Origin of the sequence: Aeromonas finlandensis, assembly GCF_000764645.1 — a bacterium.
GTDB classification, from domain to species: domain Bacteria; phylum Pseudomonadota; class Gammaproteobacteria; order Enterobacterales; family Aeromonadaceae; genus Aeromonas; species Aeromonas finlandensis.
Window position 1 is genome coordinate 1 of record NZ_JRGK01000091.1, and the last position, 13455, is coordinate 13455.

General features: G+C 56.6%; 13 protein-coding genes and 2 pseudogenes. 5 read left to right on the forward strand and 10 right to left on the reverse strand.

From position 1 onward, the window contains the following. From LD28_RS0109865 to LD28_RS0109905, 9 genes are all read right to left on the reverse strand, one after another. A partial coding sequence (locus LD28_RS0109865; protein WP_033136802.1) for a class I SAM-dependent methyltransferase occupies positions 1 to 708 on the reverse strand: 708 nt, incomplete at its 3' end. 13 nt (positions 709 to 721) lie between these two features. After that, a complete protein-coding gene (gene glf / locus LD28_RS0109870) occupies positions 722 to 1897 on the reverse strand; it encodes a UDP-galactopyranose mutase (protein ID WP_033136803.1) in 1176 nt (391 codons plus the stop codon). After that, complete coding sequence (locus LD28_RS0109875; protein WP_033136804.1) at positions 1894 to 2865, reverse strand: glycosyltransferase family 2 protein; 972 nt, start codon at positions 2863 to 2865, stop codon at positions 1894 to 1896. Before LD28_RS0109875 ends, glf begins: the two co-directional genes overlap by 4 nt. A 168-nt stretch (positions 2866 to 3033) precedes the next feature. Then, complete coding sequence (locus tag LD28_RS0109880) at positions 3034 to 4239, reverse strand: acyl-CoA reductase (RefSeq protein WP_050514291.1); 1206 nt, start codon at positions 4237 to 4239, stop codon at positions 3034 to 3036. After that, on the reverse strand, positions 4218 to 5273 hold the full coding sequence (locus tag LD28_RS0109885; protein WP_033136806.1) for a LuxE/PaaK family acyltransferase: 1056 nt from the start codon (positions 5271 to 5273) through the stop codon (positions 4218 to 4220). The genes LD28_RS0109880 and LD28_RS0109885 overlap by 22 nt, the downstream gene beginning before the upstream one ends. Beyond that, positions 5270 to 6628, reverse strand: coding sequence for an AMP-binding protein (locus LD28_RS0109890; protein WP_081959493.1), 1359 nt, complete (start codon positions 6626 to 6628; stop codon positions 5270 to 5272). Before LD28_RS0109890 ends, LD28_RS0109885 begins: the two co-directional genes overlap by 4 nt. After that, entirely contained in the window at positions 6625 to 7374 is a 750-nt protein-coding gene (locus LD28_RS0109895) for an SDR family NAD(P)-dependent oxidoreductase (protein WP_033136807.1), read from the reverse strand. The genes LD28_RS0109890 and LD28_RS0109895 overlap by 4 nt, the downstream gene beginning before the upstream one ends. Continuing rightward, complete coding sequence (locus tag LD28_RS0109900) at positions 7374 to 7607, reverse strand: acyl carrier protein (RefSeq protein WP_033136808.1); 234 nt, start codon at positions 7605 to 7607, stop codon at positions 7374 to 7376. The genes LD28_RS0109895 and LD28_RS0109900 overlap by 1 nt, the downstream gene beginning before the upstream one ends. Further along, on the reverse strand, positions 7604 to 8140 hold the full coding sequence (locus LD28_RS0109905; protein ID WP_156120174.1) for a GNAT family N-acetyltransferase: 537 nt from the start codon (positions 8138 to 8140) through the stop codon (positions 7604 to 7606). The genes LD28_RS0109900 and LD28_RS0109905 overlap by 4 nt, the downstream gene beginning before the upstream one ends. Before the next feature lie 166 nt (positions 8141 to 8306). On the opposite strand from LD28_RS0109905, the pseudogene pseF reads away from it, so the two are divergent. The 5 genes and pseudogenes from pseF to LD28_RS0109930 all read left to right on the forward strand — a co-directional run bounded on the left by pseF (position 8307) and on the right by LD28_RS0109930 (position 12809). Continuing rightward, positions 8307 to 8983 (forward strand): annotated as a pseudogene (gene pseF, locus LD28_RS0109910) (pseudaminic acid cytidylyltransferase). Next, a complete protein-coding gene (gene pseG, locus LD28_RS0109915) occupies positions 8973 to 10229 on the forward strand; it encodes a UDP-2,4-diacetamido-2,4,6-trideoxy-beta-L-altropyranose hydrolase (protein WP_033136809.1) in 1257 nt (418 codons plus the stop codon). The pseudogene pseF and the gene pseG overlap by 11 nt, the downstream one beginning before the upstream one ends. A 6-nt stretch (positions 10230 to 10235) precedes the next feature. Next, entirely contained in the window at positions 10236 to 11282 is a 1047-nt protein-coding gene (gene pseI / locus LD28_RS0109920) for a pseudaminic acid synthase (protein ID WP_033136810.1), read from the forward strand. Next, entirely contained in the window at positions 11275 to 12567 is a 1293-nt protein-coding gene (locus LD28_RS0109925) for a motility associated factor glycosyltransferase family protein (protein ID WP_033136811.1), read from the forward strand. Before pseI ends, LD28_RS0109925 begins: the two co-directional genes overlap by 8 nt. Then, complete coding sequence (locus tag LD28_RS0109930) at positions 12564 to 12809, forward strand: hypothetical protein (RefSeq protein WP_033136812.1); 246 nt, start codon at positions 12564 to 12566, stop codon at positions 12807 to 12809. The genes LD28_RS0109925 and LD28_RS0109930 overlap by 4 nt, the downstream gene beginning before the upstream one ends. Before the next feature lie 191 nt (positions 12810 to 13000). Here LD28_RS0109930 and LD28_RS23365 read toward each other — a convergent pair. Beyond that, positions 13001 to 13455, reverse strand: a pseudogene (locus tag LD28_RS23365) (6-hydroxymethylpterin diphosphokinase MptE-like protein); the annotation flags it as partial.

Below are 13455 nucleotides of genomic sequence, written 5' to 3' on the forward strand. Positions count from 1 at the left end.
CGTATATTCCATCGGCCAACCACCCAACCAGTCTTTGACATCATGATAGAAATCCATACCACGATTTTTCTTATACTCACGGGCATATTGGAGCAGATAACCCAAGCGAAATGGATTGTAACGAAGGACAAAACGAGCCACATACCAGGCCTCATACATCTTGCGTACTATGGCCGAGGATGCGGTATAACGCTGCTTGATATTGCACCAGAACTCCGGTGATTCTGTTGACCAGTCAGAGTCATACAACGCGATGTACATTAATCCACCCGGCTTGACACAAGTTGATGCCAGATCAATCGCAGACCATACAGATCCAGTGTGGTGCAATACGCCCCAAGCATAAACCAAATCAAATTGTCCCAAAGAGCTCATAAATTCAGGATCCAGCACAGACCCCAGCATCACCCGCCAATTTTCCGGTGACTGGCACATGGAGTGCAGTCTTTTCGTCGCCATCACCGAATCAGCATCGTAATCGAAGCTAACAACTTCTGCCGCCCCCGCCTGAAATGCCGCCATACTATGAATTCCGCTTCCTGAACCGATATCCAAGATCCGTAACCCCAGCAGGTCTTCTCGGCCAATGAATGACAACAGATGCTGACGAGCCTGATCGATCCGCTCAGGAGAGAGATAATGGTCAAGATAGCTTTGCCAATTCGCGCCAAACTCAAATCGCAATTCCTTTTGAATATCATTAGTCATTCAACAGACCTCTTCAAAGACGAGACAATACAGGGTCATTCATTAACATATAAAAAAAGTGCAGAGAATTATTCACAGCATCATCCATATCGAAATAGCGATATTCGGCAAGGCGGCCCAAAGCAATCAGTTGCGGGAACTGGGCCAATTCATCGCGGCAAGCCTGATAATGCTGCTTAGCTGAGTCGGTAAACAGCGGGTAGTAAGGCTCCAACCCCAGCTCAGGCTGATAGTCACAGGGATATTCGTACACGATGCTGGTGCCGGGATGTACCTGCCCGCTTAAATGCTTGAACTCGGTGATCCGCGTGAAGGTTTCTTCATTCGGATAATTGACGGTGGTGACCGGTTGAAATTGTTGCTGCGCCAGATGACGATGCTCAAAACGCAGTGAGCGGTATGGCAGGCAATTCCCTTCTGCCGGCATCAGCTTATCCAGCATACCGGTATAGATCAGTGGGCCATCGAAAGGTTCGCCATCCAACAACACCTGCTTCTGTTGCCAATCCAATCTGACACGCTGCTCCATGGGGGTAGACAGCCGCACGTCAATCAGCGGGTGTGCGAGCATGCGCTCAAACATGGCGGTATAGCCTTCAGTCGGCACCGCCTGCCAAGGATCGGTGAAGTAGCGATCATCCCGACTAACCACCACAGGCACCCGCGCCGTCACCTCGGGGGAGATCTGGTCTGGCGCAACCCCCCACTGTTTGCTGGTGTAATTGACGAAAGCTTTCTGATAGATGAAATCCGCCAATTCACCCAGCAGGGGATGCGCCTCTTTGCGCAGATCCAGGATCGGCACTCTGGCACCATCACCGAACCGGGTGCGCAGGGCCTCAATCATGGCGGCGGCCTTGTCGGCGGGGAAACAGCGCTCGATGCTGGTCAGGTTGAACGGGATCGGCACCAACTGACCATCGATGCGTGACAGCACACGATGCTCATAAGGCAACCATTCGGTAAACTGCGACAGGTAATCCCAGACCGCCTTGTTGTCGGTATGGAAGAGATGCGGTCCATAGCGATGGATCAGCACTCCATGCTCGTCATACTCGTCGAAGCAGTTGCCCCCGATATGGGCACGCTGTTCCAGCACCAGCACCTTCCAGCCAAGCTGGCTGGCCATGCGTTCAGCCATGACGGCGCCCGAAAGCCCGGCACCAATAACGATTGCCTGATAACTCACACCGCGTCTCCAAACAGTTGTTGCATGACCCTAGCTGGATGAGCTCGCTGCCCCCACGCCAGTTGATGTCGCTCATCGAAGAACCAGCCTGGCGCCAGCTTCGCTACCTCGGTAACTGACTGTTCGATAAGCTGCGTGAAGCGCACGACGTCATCCTGCCGCAAAAAATAGAGCGCAGCTGAGTAGTAGTGATGGCCACGACCCTGGGCAATGACCACGGGATCCGCACCAAACGCAGCGGCGTTATCACAGGCACGCAGCAGATCGCGCAGCGACTGTTCACGACGTTCTGCCGATTTGCGAGTCTGTCCGCCAAAGCTCTGGCTATGGAAGCGATAACGTCCCAGTAATTCGGGGATAAAATCCAGCGTCCCCGGATTGTGGGAGAGGTTCAAGATGTGCCAGGGATAATCGAGGATGATCTTGCACCCCTCATCGATGGCGTTTTCCATCCCTTCATAACGGCGAAACATAATGGAACTGGCATTGACGAACACCCCGAAGCGGATCAATGCCTCCCGCGTCATCACGGGTTCGAGGTAGCGAGCATTGTAATAATCCCGGGTGAATAATTTGATCCGTGCGCCGGTTTCATCTTCAAACATCTCCGCCTCGTGGTAACAAAGCGTGCAGCCTGAGTGCGTATCAAGATAATCAGCCTGGCTCTGCAGCTTGCCCGGCAGAGCCAGATCATCCCCATCGACATAGGCGATGTATTCACCGCGCGCCTCTCTCAGCAAGCGTTTTTGGGTCTTGGCCAACCCCATATTCTGTGGATTCTGTAGTGCCCGTAGCTGGGGCCATTGTGACGCCAGCCGCTGCATAATGGCCCAGGAGTCATCGCTCGAGCCGTCATCAATGGCAATAACCTCAACATCGAAATTGGTTTGCTGTTCCAGCAGACTAAGCAGACAGGGCTCGATAAAGCGCCCGAGGTTATATACCGGCACCAGTACGCTGACTTTCATAGAGAATCCAGAAGTAGAGTAAAAAAGAAGCGAATTGGAGAAAATGGGCAAGGCTACCGCACGGTCTCAGTCAACCCTTCCTGCCCTTCATGGCAATATTTACTGCAAGAGCTGTGCCTGACCAAGCTAATTCATTGATCTAACTTGTTTTATGTGACATGCCATCCACTATTCAACGCGAGCAAGCTGACGACTGCTGACAACCAGCATATCAATGCCATCCCAGAGCCATTCGAATGCTAACGCCTGTCCGGGACTCGCCACTCTATCGATACGGCAGCAAGGCGACAGCTGGAGCGCACACTCAAGCCGCGTTTTATCTGGGCCAACCCAGACACAGGTCTGCATATCCCACGGTTGTAACAGCAACTCATCAAGGGTATCGGCAACAAACTCGGCAACTGTACCTCCTCCGATGTGTGCAAGTCGCAAAGAGGCGGTGGGAGTCAATAAGGTGACGCCAGCAAAGGTCTCCAGCTGCATCTGACCATCATGGGCGGCATTTTGTTGACTATTGATGAGGCGTTCCATCATCAGGGCTGGGCTGTCTGCAAAGGGGGCAAAGACTGTTTCGAGCAAACGACGGCGCAACACACTATCGGGAGAGCCCAACCAGCAAATCGTGGTGGGTGAGGCGCAGGCTTGTTGATTGAAACGGGTAAAGTCTTGTTGCAGAGCTGCGACCGTTTGCTGCCACTTGGCAGCATTCAGGCTGGCCAGCCATTGGCTGTCAAATACCGCCATGGAACGGCGATCAGGAAACACCACCTCCTGAGCCTGAGGAGAGAGTGGAATAGCGCGTACCCGACGGATGGTTTCATCACCGCCCCAGATAATGCGAAGGCGACACCGGGCTGACAGCCAGGTAGTAACACGCTCGTCATGGTCATACCGGATAAAGCGAGTACGCGAGGCAATCTCTTGCCACTCGGGCAGAGAGAAGAGCTCGTTCAGGATGGTCAGCATGGCCTCTTGCACCGGGTCGATGCGCGATGAGAGCCGAACCACGGAACCATTACCCATCAGCAGCGCCATGATCCAGGAGTAGAACGCGACGGTCGGCACGTTGGATGGGACCAGATGAAAAACCATCCCCAGCGGTGCCCGTCCCGCCATGCGCTTGCGCTGTACCTCAATCTGGCGCGGCCGCAACCAAAAACCAAAGGCGGCCAAATCCGGATTCTCTCGCCCCCCCTGCTGCAGACGTGCAGAGAGCGCAGCCACAAAGTCACCTATGACGGGCGCAAAACTTGGTAGCGGGCGAGTGACAAAACCTTGCCAGCCGCTGACGGGAGCCGCGAAAGCAACCTCTGGCCCCGCTTGCCACATGGCATCTTCTGCATTTGACCGGATCACTGGAAAGTGTCGCTGCATCCCCTCACCTCGGCGCCTTGCTGACGCCCTGATACATGGAAATAACGGCCACAACGGCCGCAGGGACAATCATCCTCACCCAGCAGCACACCGAGATCCTCGCTGAGCAAACTGTGGCCGGGATAACTTTGGGGAATGGCTGAGATCACCTGCAACAAGCCGGGTTGGCCGACCCCAAGCGGTCGATGGGTCAGCGGATCACGCACCAGCAGATCAGCAAAGAGAGGCGCATGGAGATGGCCCTGCTCGCACTCGACAAACACCGACCCCACCTGCTCCACCATGCCATAGAAGTTGTGCACCCGACTCACCCCCAGCTGCTCATGGCAACGCTGCTTGAAGGCTGGATTATCCACCGCGAGGTGTTGAAGCTTCTTCCAGCCACCACTGTGAAAAAGCGTGCCCTGCGTCAGCGGCAGTTGCAGACCGCGCTCACGCAGCGGCTCCAGCAGACATTGCCATAGCATGAAGGTAAAGCCGAACAACAGGACCGGCTGGCCAGCATATTTGTCACAAAACGCCTCAATGACCGGCCAGTTGGGCCGCATCTGCTCATCGAGGGCATAGGTATGGTCACGGCCAAGGAAGGAGAGCCCCAGCGCACCGGCGCCGCGGGCTGAAAAACCGCTGCGGTTTTGAATCAGGGCGGGTTGCTCCACCAGCAGCATGGGCAGCCGCTGCTTGCCGACGAACTCTTGCAGGATCTTCACCAGCACCTTGCTCTGCAACGCGGCTGTATCCCGATCCAGCACGATCCGTGACGGCGTTCCGGTAGTGCCAGAGGAGGTGAGCACCTTGAATACCTCTTCTTGCGGCACGCTCTGCCATTGGGCCAATTTGAACAGGCGAGCCGCCAGATAAGGAAGCTCTTGATAGGTCGAGGCCTGACCCCAGCCAAACGCCGACAGAATATTGGCAAAAGCTGGACACCCCTGCCCATGGCGCTGCGTCAATTCATTCAGACGAGCAAGGAGCAGCCCACTTTTTTCATGTTGGGGCAGCCCAAAAACCGGTGCATCAAACAGCCTGTTCATAGCTGCTCCAGTTGTGTTAACAGGGCAGGATAATCAATCTTCATATTGCTGCGTCGTGGCAAATGATGCCGATAAATGCGAACGCTTGATGGCGGCACCATCAGCCAGCAGGCCAGCTCCAGCTGTAGTGCATCACTGGGGCCCGCGTCTGCCTCGATGGCTACCAGCAGGCGATCATCGAGGCCGGTCGCAGCGCAGGAATAGCCCCTCCCCTGCAACCAGGCTTCCACTTCAGCCAAGCTCACCCGTTTGCCAAACAGCTTAAGGAAACGGTTGAGTCGCCCGGTCAGATAGAAGCGCCCCGCCTCATCACAACGAGCCAGATCGCCGGTAAAGAGCGCATCCATATCACGCCCCCGCGCCAGATCTTCAGGGCGCTCGGCATAGCCAAGCATCACATTTGGCCCTTGGTAAACCAACTCCCCCTCCCCGTCGGGAAAGCCGGACTCATGACGCAAAGAGAGGCGCCCGCCCGGTACGGCACGGCCAATGGCATCCGGGGCAATCATCACTTCATCGTGCGCCAGCCAGGCAATGCGCGGTGCCGCTTCGGTCTGGCCATACATCACGAAAAAACGGCGTCCCAGCGCAGCTGCCTGTTCGGCAAATTGCTTTGCCAGTGCTGGCTCAAGTCGTCCTCCAGCCTGGGTCAGTGTCATCAGGCTGGGATAGCGGGCCCAGTCAAAACGCAAGCGGTTTAGCATCTGAAAGGTAAACGGAACCCCCGCCACACTGGTGACCTGATGGCGATTGATCTCATCCCAGAAGTGGCGCTCAAGGGGGCTGGCAGTGCATGACACCAGAGAGGCGCCAGCCAAAAGATGGCTGTTGAGCACCGACATACCAAAGGAGTAAAACAGTGGCAACGAGGTGATGGCGCGCTCACCCCCGTTCAGCGCCAGATATTCGGCGATAGCCGCGGCATTGGCATCAAGATTGGCTCGCGACAATCGCACCCATTTGCAGGAGCCGGTACTGCCCGATGTCGGCAGCAGCATGGCCAGTTCAGGGTGAAGTGAGGGCGCATCGCCAAGATACGCAACTGCCCCATCCTCCAATACCTGCAGGCTGACACCAAAGCGCTGGCACTGTTCACGGTGCAACTGGGCATCCTGAGCAGGATCGGCCAACATGATGGCGTGGCCATCACGCAGGGCATGCAAGTAGTGCAGCAGATGCAGAGTGGACGTCACAAATGGCAGGTAGACCAGATGGCGGCCAGCAGGATAGGTGGTGGCCAACTGCGCCACACGCCGGGCCAGTTCACCATAACTGAGCCACCCCTCATGCGGATCTCGCCAAGCGAGCTCGCTGTTGCCCTCAACCAGATGTGTCAACAAATCAGGCTGGCTCAAATCACCATCCCCCCATCGACCCCGATCACCTGCCCGGTCACATAGCTCGACAAGTCGGATGCGAGAAACAGGGCCACCTTGGCAACTTCATCTGGCGTGCCAATCCGCCCCATGGCGATGCTGGCCACCCGCTCGGCAAACTTATCTTCCGGGATGGCATGCGCCATATCGGTATCGATAAAACCGGGAGCAATGGCATTGACCCGGATCTGGCTGACGGCCAGCTCCTTGGCAAGTGACTGGGTAATGCCAATCACCGCCGCCTTGCTGCCGGCATAGCTGCTGAGCCCCGCCGCCCCCACCTGCCCCATCAGGGAGGCGAGATTGATGATGCTGCCGCCACCGCAGCGCTGCATCAGGCGGGCGGCATACTGGCTGCAATAGATCACACTAAAGGTATTGTTGCTGAATGTCTTTTGCAGATGGGCTTGGTTCACCATCCCCAATAACGCCTCTTCCAGCATGCCGGCATTGTTGACCAGCACATCCAGCTGGCGAGTCTGGGCAAACAGCTGCTGAAAGGCCTGCTTGACCGCCACCGGCTCGGCCACATCAAAGCAAAGGGGCTGGCAGGGCACGCCAAACTCGGAACCGAGCGCGATCGCCAGCTGGCTCATCGCAAGCTCATCACGGCCACCCAGCCACAGTTCGGCCCCCTGAGAGGCAAACTGGCGGGCTATGGCAAGGCCGATGCCACGCCCGGCACCGGTGATCAATACCCGCTTGCCCTGCAACAGCCTCGTCATCAGAAAGCGATCCCGTACTTGGCCAAGATCTCCCGCGCCTTGCCGACCGAACTCATGTCGATAATGTCATCGGTGTCGAGCAACACGCTGTAGTGATCCTCCAACTGGGCAATCAGCCCCATGTGGGCGACGGAATCCCATTGCGGGATACTGTTGTAGGCCAGCCCATCGCTGACGCTGCCGATATCAATACCCAGCGCCTCGGCAAAAACCTGTTCCAATGCGATTGTCATCTGAAAAATCTCCGTAGCCGCTCACGGGCGGCATAGTAATCCGCAGGCAGCAGTTCCAATGCGAAAAATCCGTTCTCTTGCCCAACCTGGCGGTAACCCAGTTGTTCATTCAAACGCAGTGCCGAACGATTGTTCTCCCGAACCAGGGTGCAGATACAACCGATGTGCAACTCATCAAAACCCTGATCAAGCTGAGATAAGGCTGCAGCAACGGCCAACATGGGATGCCGCACGGTTGAGTTGCCCAGATAGAGCCCCGCATCGGCCACCGCCTGACCTTGTAGTGGCGCATTGCACTCACCTTTCAGATTGATATAACCGGCACGGATGCCCCGGCAGTGCAGCACCCAATGCTGTTGATCTGATCGCTCACTGAGAGAGACAAACCATTGCCGCTGCTGACGAGGGGAGATCAGGGTTTGATCCACCATCTGCCGCCGAACCTCGTCCTGGTTACGCCAACGCCTCAGCGTTGGCAAATCCCATGCCTGGATCGGACACAGCTCGACACCATAACTCATCATGAATACCACCCACCTTCCATCCCTTGCCCATGGTATCGACCGTCAGGGCACGAGTCCGTAGTAAAAATTGATAATACAAGATGAAAAGTCAGTATAATATCAAAAATAATCAAAGAGTTGTCAGCGATTACCCTGCCAACACCTCAACAAAACAGTTCCGTAGAGAGAGTCCGTTATGGCCATCGCCATCATCCCTGCCCGGGGTGGCAGCAAGCGCATTCCACGCAAGAATATCCGACCATTCTGCGGCCAACCCATGCTCGCCTATGCCATCCAGGCGGCGCAGAAATCTGGCTGTTTCAGCAAGGTGGTGGTCTCTACCGATGATGAGGAGATTGCCGGGGTCGCTCGTCAACTCGGCGCGGAAGTGCCATTTCTTCGGCCTGCAAGCCTCGCCGATGATCACACCGGTACAACCCCTGTGGTGATCGACACTATCCAGCGGCTCGATCAGTTAGGTATTAAGGCAGAACACTACTGCTGCATCTATGCCACTGTCCCGCTTATCCAGGTCGATGACCTGAAGTCGCAAGCCAGGCTCCCTTTGTCTATACCGTCGCCGAGTTTGGCTTTCCCATCCAGCGCGCAGTCCGGATGGACGAGCAAGGCCGGGTCGCCCCCTTCTGGCCGGAGCAGATGGCGAAACGTTCTCAGGATCTGGCACCTGCCTATCAGGATGCTGGCCAGTTCTATTGGGGGACGCGGGCCGCCTGGCAGGGCGGGATCAGCCCCGTCGGTGGAGAGGGGATCGGCCATATTCTGCCAAGACACAGGGTGATCGATATCGATACGCCGGAAGATTGGCATTTGGCCGAACTGCTTTATCAGGTGCTGGCTCAAGATGGCGTTTAAAGTTGCCTTCCGACTCGATGCCGGTGCCGAGATCGGCTTGGGCCATCTGATGCGCTGTCTGGCCATCGCCGATCGGCTGAAAACGGCTGGCGCCGAGTGCCACTTTCTCTGCCATCAACTACCGACTCACCTGCTGCCACTGCTGCACTCCCACCAGCATCACGCTCTTTGTGCTCTGGACGATGCAGGCCCCTTGCCCACCATGCACCCGGCGTGGCTGGTGTGTGATCACTACCAGATTGATCGGCAGATCGAGCAAACACTGGCGATGCACAGTGGTCAGTTGCTGGTGATCGACGATCTGGCTGATCGCCCTCATCACGGTCAGCTGCTGCTGGATCAGGGACCACTGCGCAGCGCCGCCGATTACCAGCAGCTCACCCCTGCCGACTGTCGCCTGCTGCTGGGCACCGACTATGCCCTGCTGCGCCCCGCCTATCGCCAGCTTGCACGCCAGGAGGTCAGCCGGTGGCAACGTGGCCTCATCTGCTTTGGCGGTGCCGACCCGGCCGGAGCCTGCCTCACGACCCTCAACACGCTGGCCCGACTGCCCTGGGCACATACCATTCGTTGGACGCTGGTCGCCGGTGGGGCAAATCCTTTCTGGCCCGAGCTGCAACAAAGGGTCGCCGAACTACCCAATCTGCCGCTCACATTGCTGCGCCAGAGCGACCAGATGGCGCAGCTGATGCAACAACACGACTTCGCCATCGGCGCGGCGGGCGGCATGACCTGGGAACGGGCCTGCCTCGGCCTGCCGACCTTGGCGGTCCCCATCGTCGACAATCAGCAGTTCAACGACGAGGTGATCGCCCGCTTTCAGCTGGCCGAACGACTCACCCTGAGCGAGCTGGCTGAGCCTGAGCGGCTGATGCAGGCCCTGCAACGACTTGAGCGACAGGCAGATGACTATCGCCGGTGTGGTCAAGGGCAGGTGGATGGACTGGGGCTGGATCGCCTCACTGCCTGGCTGCTGCCACAATCCGATTATCAACTGATACCAGATAGCCAACAGTGGCAGTTACGCCATGATGACAAGCCACTGCTCACCTTGTCCCTCCATGGTCAGCAACTGCGATGGCAAGCCCGGCAATCCGTTGCCCCTGAAGTTTGGCAAGCGCTGGCACATCGTTTGCTTGACGTATTTTCCCATTTCCCCCTCTATCTTGCCGCGCCGCCGCAAATAGCGCCCCCGGCCCCCTGGCAACAAGCGCCGCAAGGCTGGCAACTTGGCACAGGAACCTGACGAAAGATGCAGATCGCTCATCGCCCCATCAACCAGGAACAAACCCCCTATGTGATTGCCGAACTGTCGGCCAACCACAATGGCAATCTGGACCGCGCCCTGGCTATCATGACCGCCGCCAAAGCAGCGGGAGCCAGCGCCGTCAAGCTGCAAACCTACCGCCCGGATACCATCACCCTCAAAAGTGATCGACCGGAATTTCAGATCCACGGCGGTTTGTGGGATGGCCACAGCCTCTATGACCTTTATGAGTGGGCGCACACCCCGTGGGAGTGGCACCAGGCGCTGTTTGCCAAGGGGTGCGAGCTGGGGCTGACGGTCTTTAGCAGCCCGTTCGATTTCAGTGCGGTGGACTTGCTGGAATCCCTTGACTGCCCAGCCTACAAGATCGCCTCCTTCGAGTTGGTGGACCTTCCCCTCATTCGCTACGCCGCACAGACTGGCAAACCACTGGTCATGTCCACCGGCATGGCCAACGAGACAGAGATCACCGCCGCAGTCGAGATGGCGCTCAAGCATGGCAACGGCCAACTGGCGCTGCTGCACTGTGTCAGCGGTTACCCGGCCCCCGCCGCCGAATACAACCTGCGCACCATCCCCATGCTGCGCCAACGTTTTGGCGTTGAAGTCGGGCTCTCCGATCACACCCTAGGCGCAGCCACTGCCATTGCGGCCACCGCGCTCGGGGCAACCCTCATCGAGAAGCACTTCACCCTGACTCGCGCCGATGGGGGGCCGGATTGTGCCTTCTCCATGGAACCGGCTGAACTCACCGAACTGATTACCTCGGTCAATACCGCCCATGCAGCGCTCGGGGTAGCCGACTACCAGATCACCCAAAGCGAACAGGGCAACCGCGCGTTTCGCCGCTCCCTCTATCTGGTCAAAGATATTACGGCAGGAGAGGCGCTCACCGCAGAGCACATCAAATCAGTGCGCCCCGCCCTCGGCCTGCCCCCCGCCGATTACGATCGGCTCATTGGCAAGCGGGTCAGCCGCGATCTGAGCGCCAACCAGCCTCTCAACTGGGAGTGGATTGAAGAAGATGAATGAAGAGCTGCTGCGCCACCATCTGGCGATAATCGAACAGCGTTGGCCACGGCTTGCTGCCCACCTCACGGTGGCACAACTGGGCGATCTGCAGGTTGAACTGTGTGAAGGCATCAGCAGCACGTTGCTGGTCAATGGCATCCAGCTCACCAGCCGCCATGACCGGGTAGCCGAGGCAGAACTGCAAGCGGCAACCCTCCCTGATGTGCCTGTGCTGCATCTTTATGGCACCGGGCTCGGCGATCTGCAGAAGGTGCTGCTGGCTCGACCCCGCTTAGAAACTCTCCATGTCCATATCATGCACCACAATCTCTTCACTCTGGTGCTGGCCCTGCTTGAGCACGATGAGTGGCTGCGAGACCCCAGGGTCGAGCTGAGCCTCGCAGCAGATGAACAGGAGATTGTCCTCCCGTTCTTCGCCCTCCCCAGCGAGCTGGAGCTGGCCGAAGATGCGGCCTGCCGTATTCGTGGTCGACTGATGAGTGAAGTGATGGCGGCTTACACCAGGCAACGTTTCTCCCCCGGCTTGCCGCGCATTACCGGACGACTGGCCGAGAATCTGCCACTTGTATGTGAAGATGGCGATGTTGCCACGCTATTTGGCTCACTCCCGAATGCTACTGCACTGGTCATCGCCAGCGGTCCCAGCCTGCAAAGCCACCTCCCTCGCCTTGCTGGCTTGTTGCAACAACATCCCGAGTGGAAGGTGCTCTGTGTCGATACGGCGCTCGCCCCTCTGCGACACTACGGCATCAGTGTGGATCTGGTCGTTACTATCGACGATGCCCTGACTCCGGATCGGCTGGCCAGTCAGGGGCTCGGCTCAGTGCCTCTGGTATATGCCCCCATGGTGCCCCATGAGACGCTCGCAAGTTGGCAAGGCCCGCGCTTTACCGCCTACTCCATCAGCCCCGTGTATGAGCAGCTTCGTCACACTCATCCCAAAGGGTTGCTCCATCAAGGAGGCAGCGTGCTCCATCCCACAGTCGATCTGGCCGTCAAGATGGGTTGTCGCGAGATCATTCTGCTCGGCTGTGACTTCGCCTTCCCCGGTGGCCAGACCCATACCGGCTGGGATGATGGTGCTTTGGGTCCTGTTGCCAGCCAGGCCCTCAGCTGGGTAATGGATGGTCATGGTCAGCGCGTCAGCACCAACCCCAATTTCACCACTTATCAGATCGAGCTTGAGCGCTATATGGCAAACAACCCGGAAGTCAAATTCTGGAACAGCAGCCGAGACGGCGCCGCCCTGCTCGGTTGTGACTATCATCCGGAGCTGATGCAATGACTATCACAGAGCAGTGCATTGCACTGGCACACAATTTTCGTCTTGGCCTTCATGTTGAAAGTGCACTGCAGCTACCGAGCCTGGTAGAGCAGGCATTGCATGATCTACCCCCTGAGCACCAAGGCAATGCCGTGACCATAGTGAGTGCCCTGCTGGCTTGCCAGGAGCACCATGACTGGCTGGGACTGGCCGACTGGCTGGAAGTTGAGTTAGCTGCTCTTCTTAGGAACGCTGATAAATGAGGCTGTGCTGGTGAAACGCAAAAAGGCTTAGAATATGTGAGCGCGATAAACAAAATTAATACACTTGATCTACTTACAATGAAACCCCAAAAGCAAGTCACGTTTGGGGTTAAGGTTGCTAACTTATGGCTGATAACTGATTTAGGAAAAATGGGTGCAATGTGACAAAAGTTACACGTCACACCCCACGTCTACTTAAATATATCGAGGCCTATAAAATAAGCCGTATCATGTCGCTCTAACGCCCCAGAATAAATATTTTTGGCATCAGTAAAGAATTCCTCCAATATAACAATTGCTGAATTTAACTTTTCTGCCAACACATCATCAGAGTCATTTATATGAGCCATCATCAAACTGATGATATTGGCATAGAAATAATTTATTGATCCTATCAACACACGGTAAAGATGGCTATCACGACTCATGAACAAATAAAGCAAATAATCATGATGGCGCTGCATCATCGATTGAATTTTATTGCGATCACGAGGGACCGCTTTCCAATCATCAAGCAGCTTATTAACTACATCATTAAAAAATGGTACGTTAATGGCAGATTGGAAATCAATACTGGCTACATCAAATGGTTTGAAACAACGTGACAGCAAATCATCAATGAAGGCTCGCTTATTAAAATCTGGCC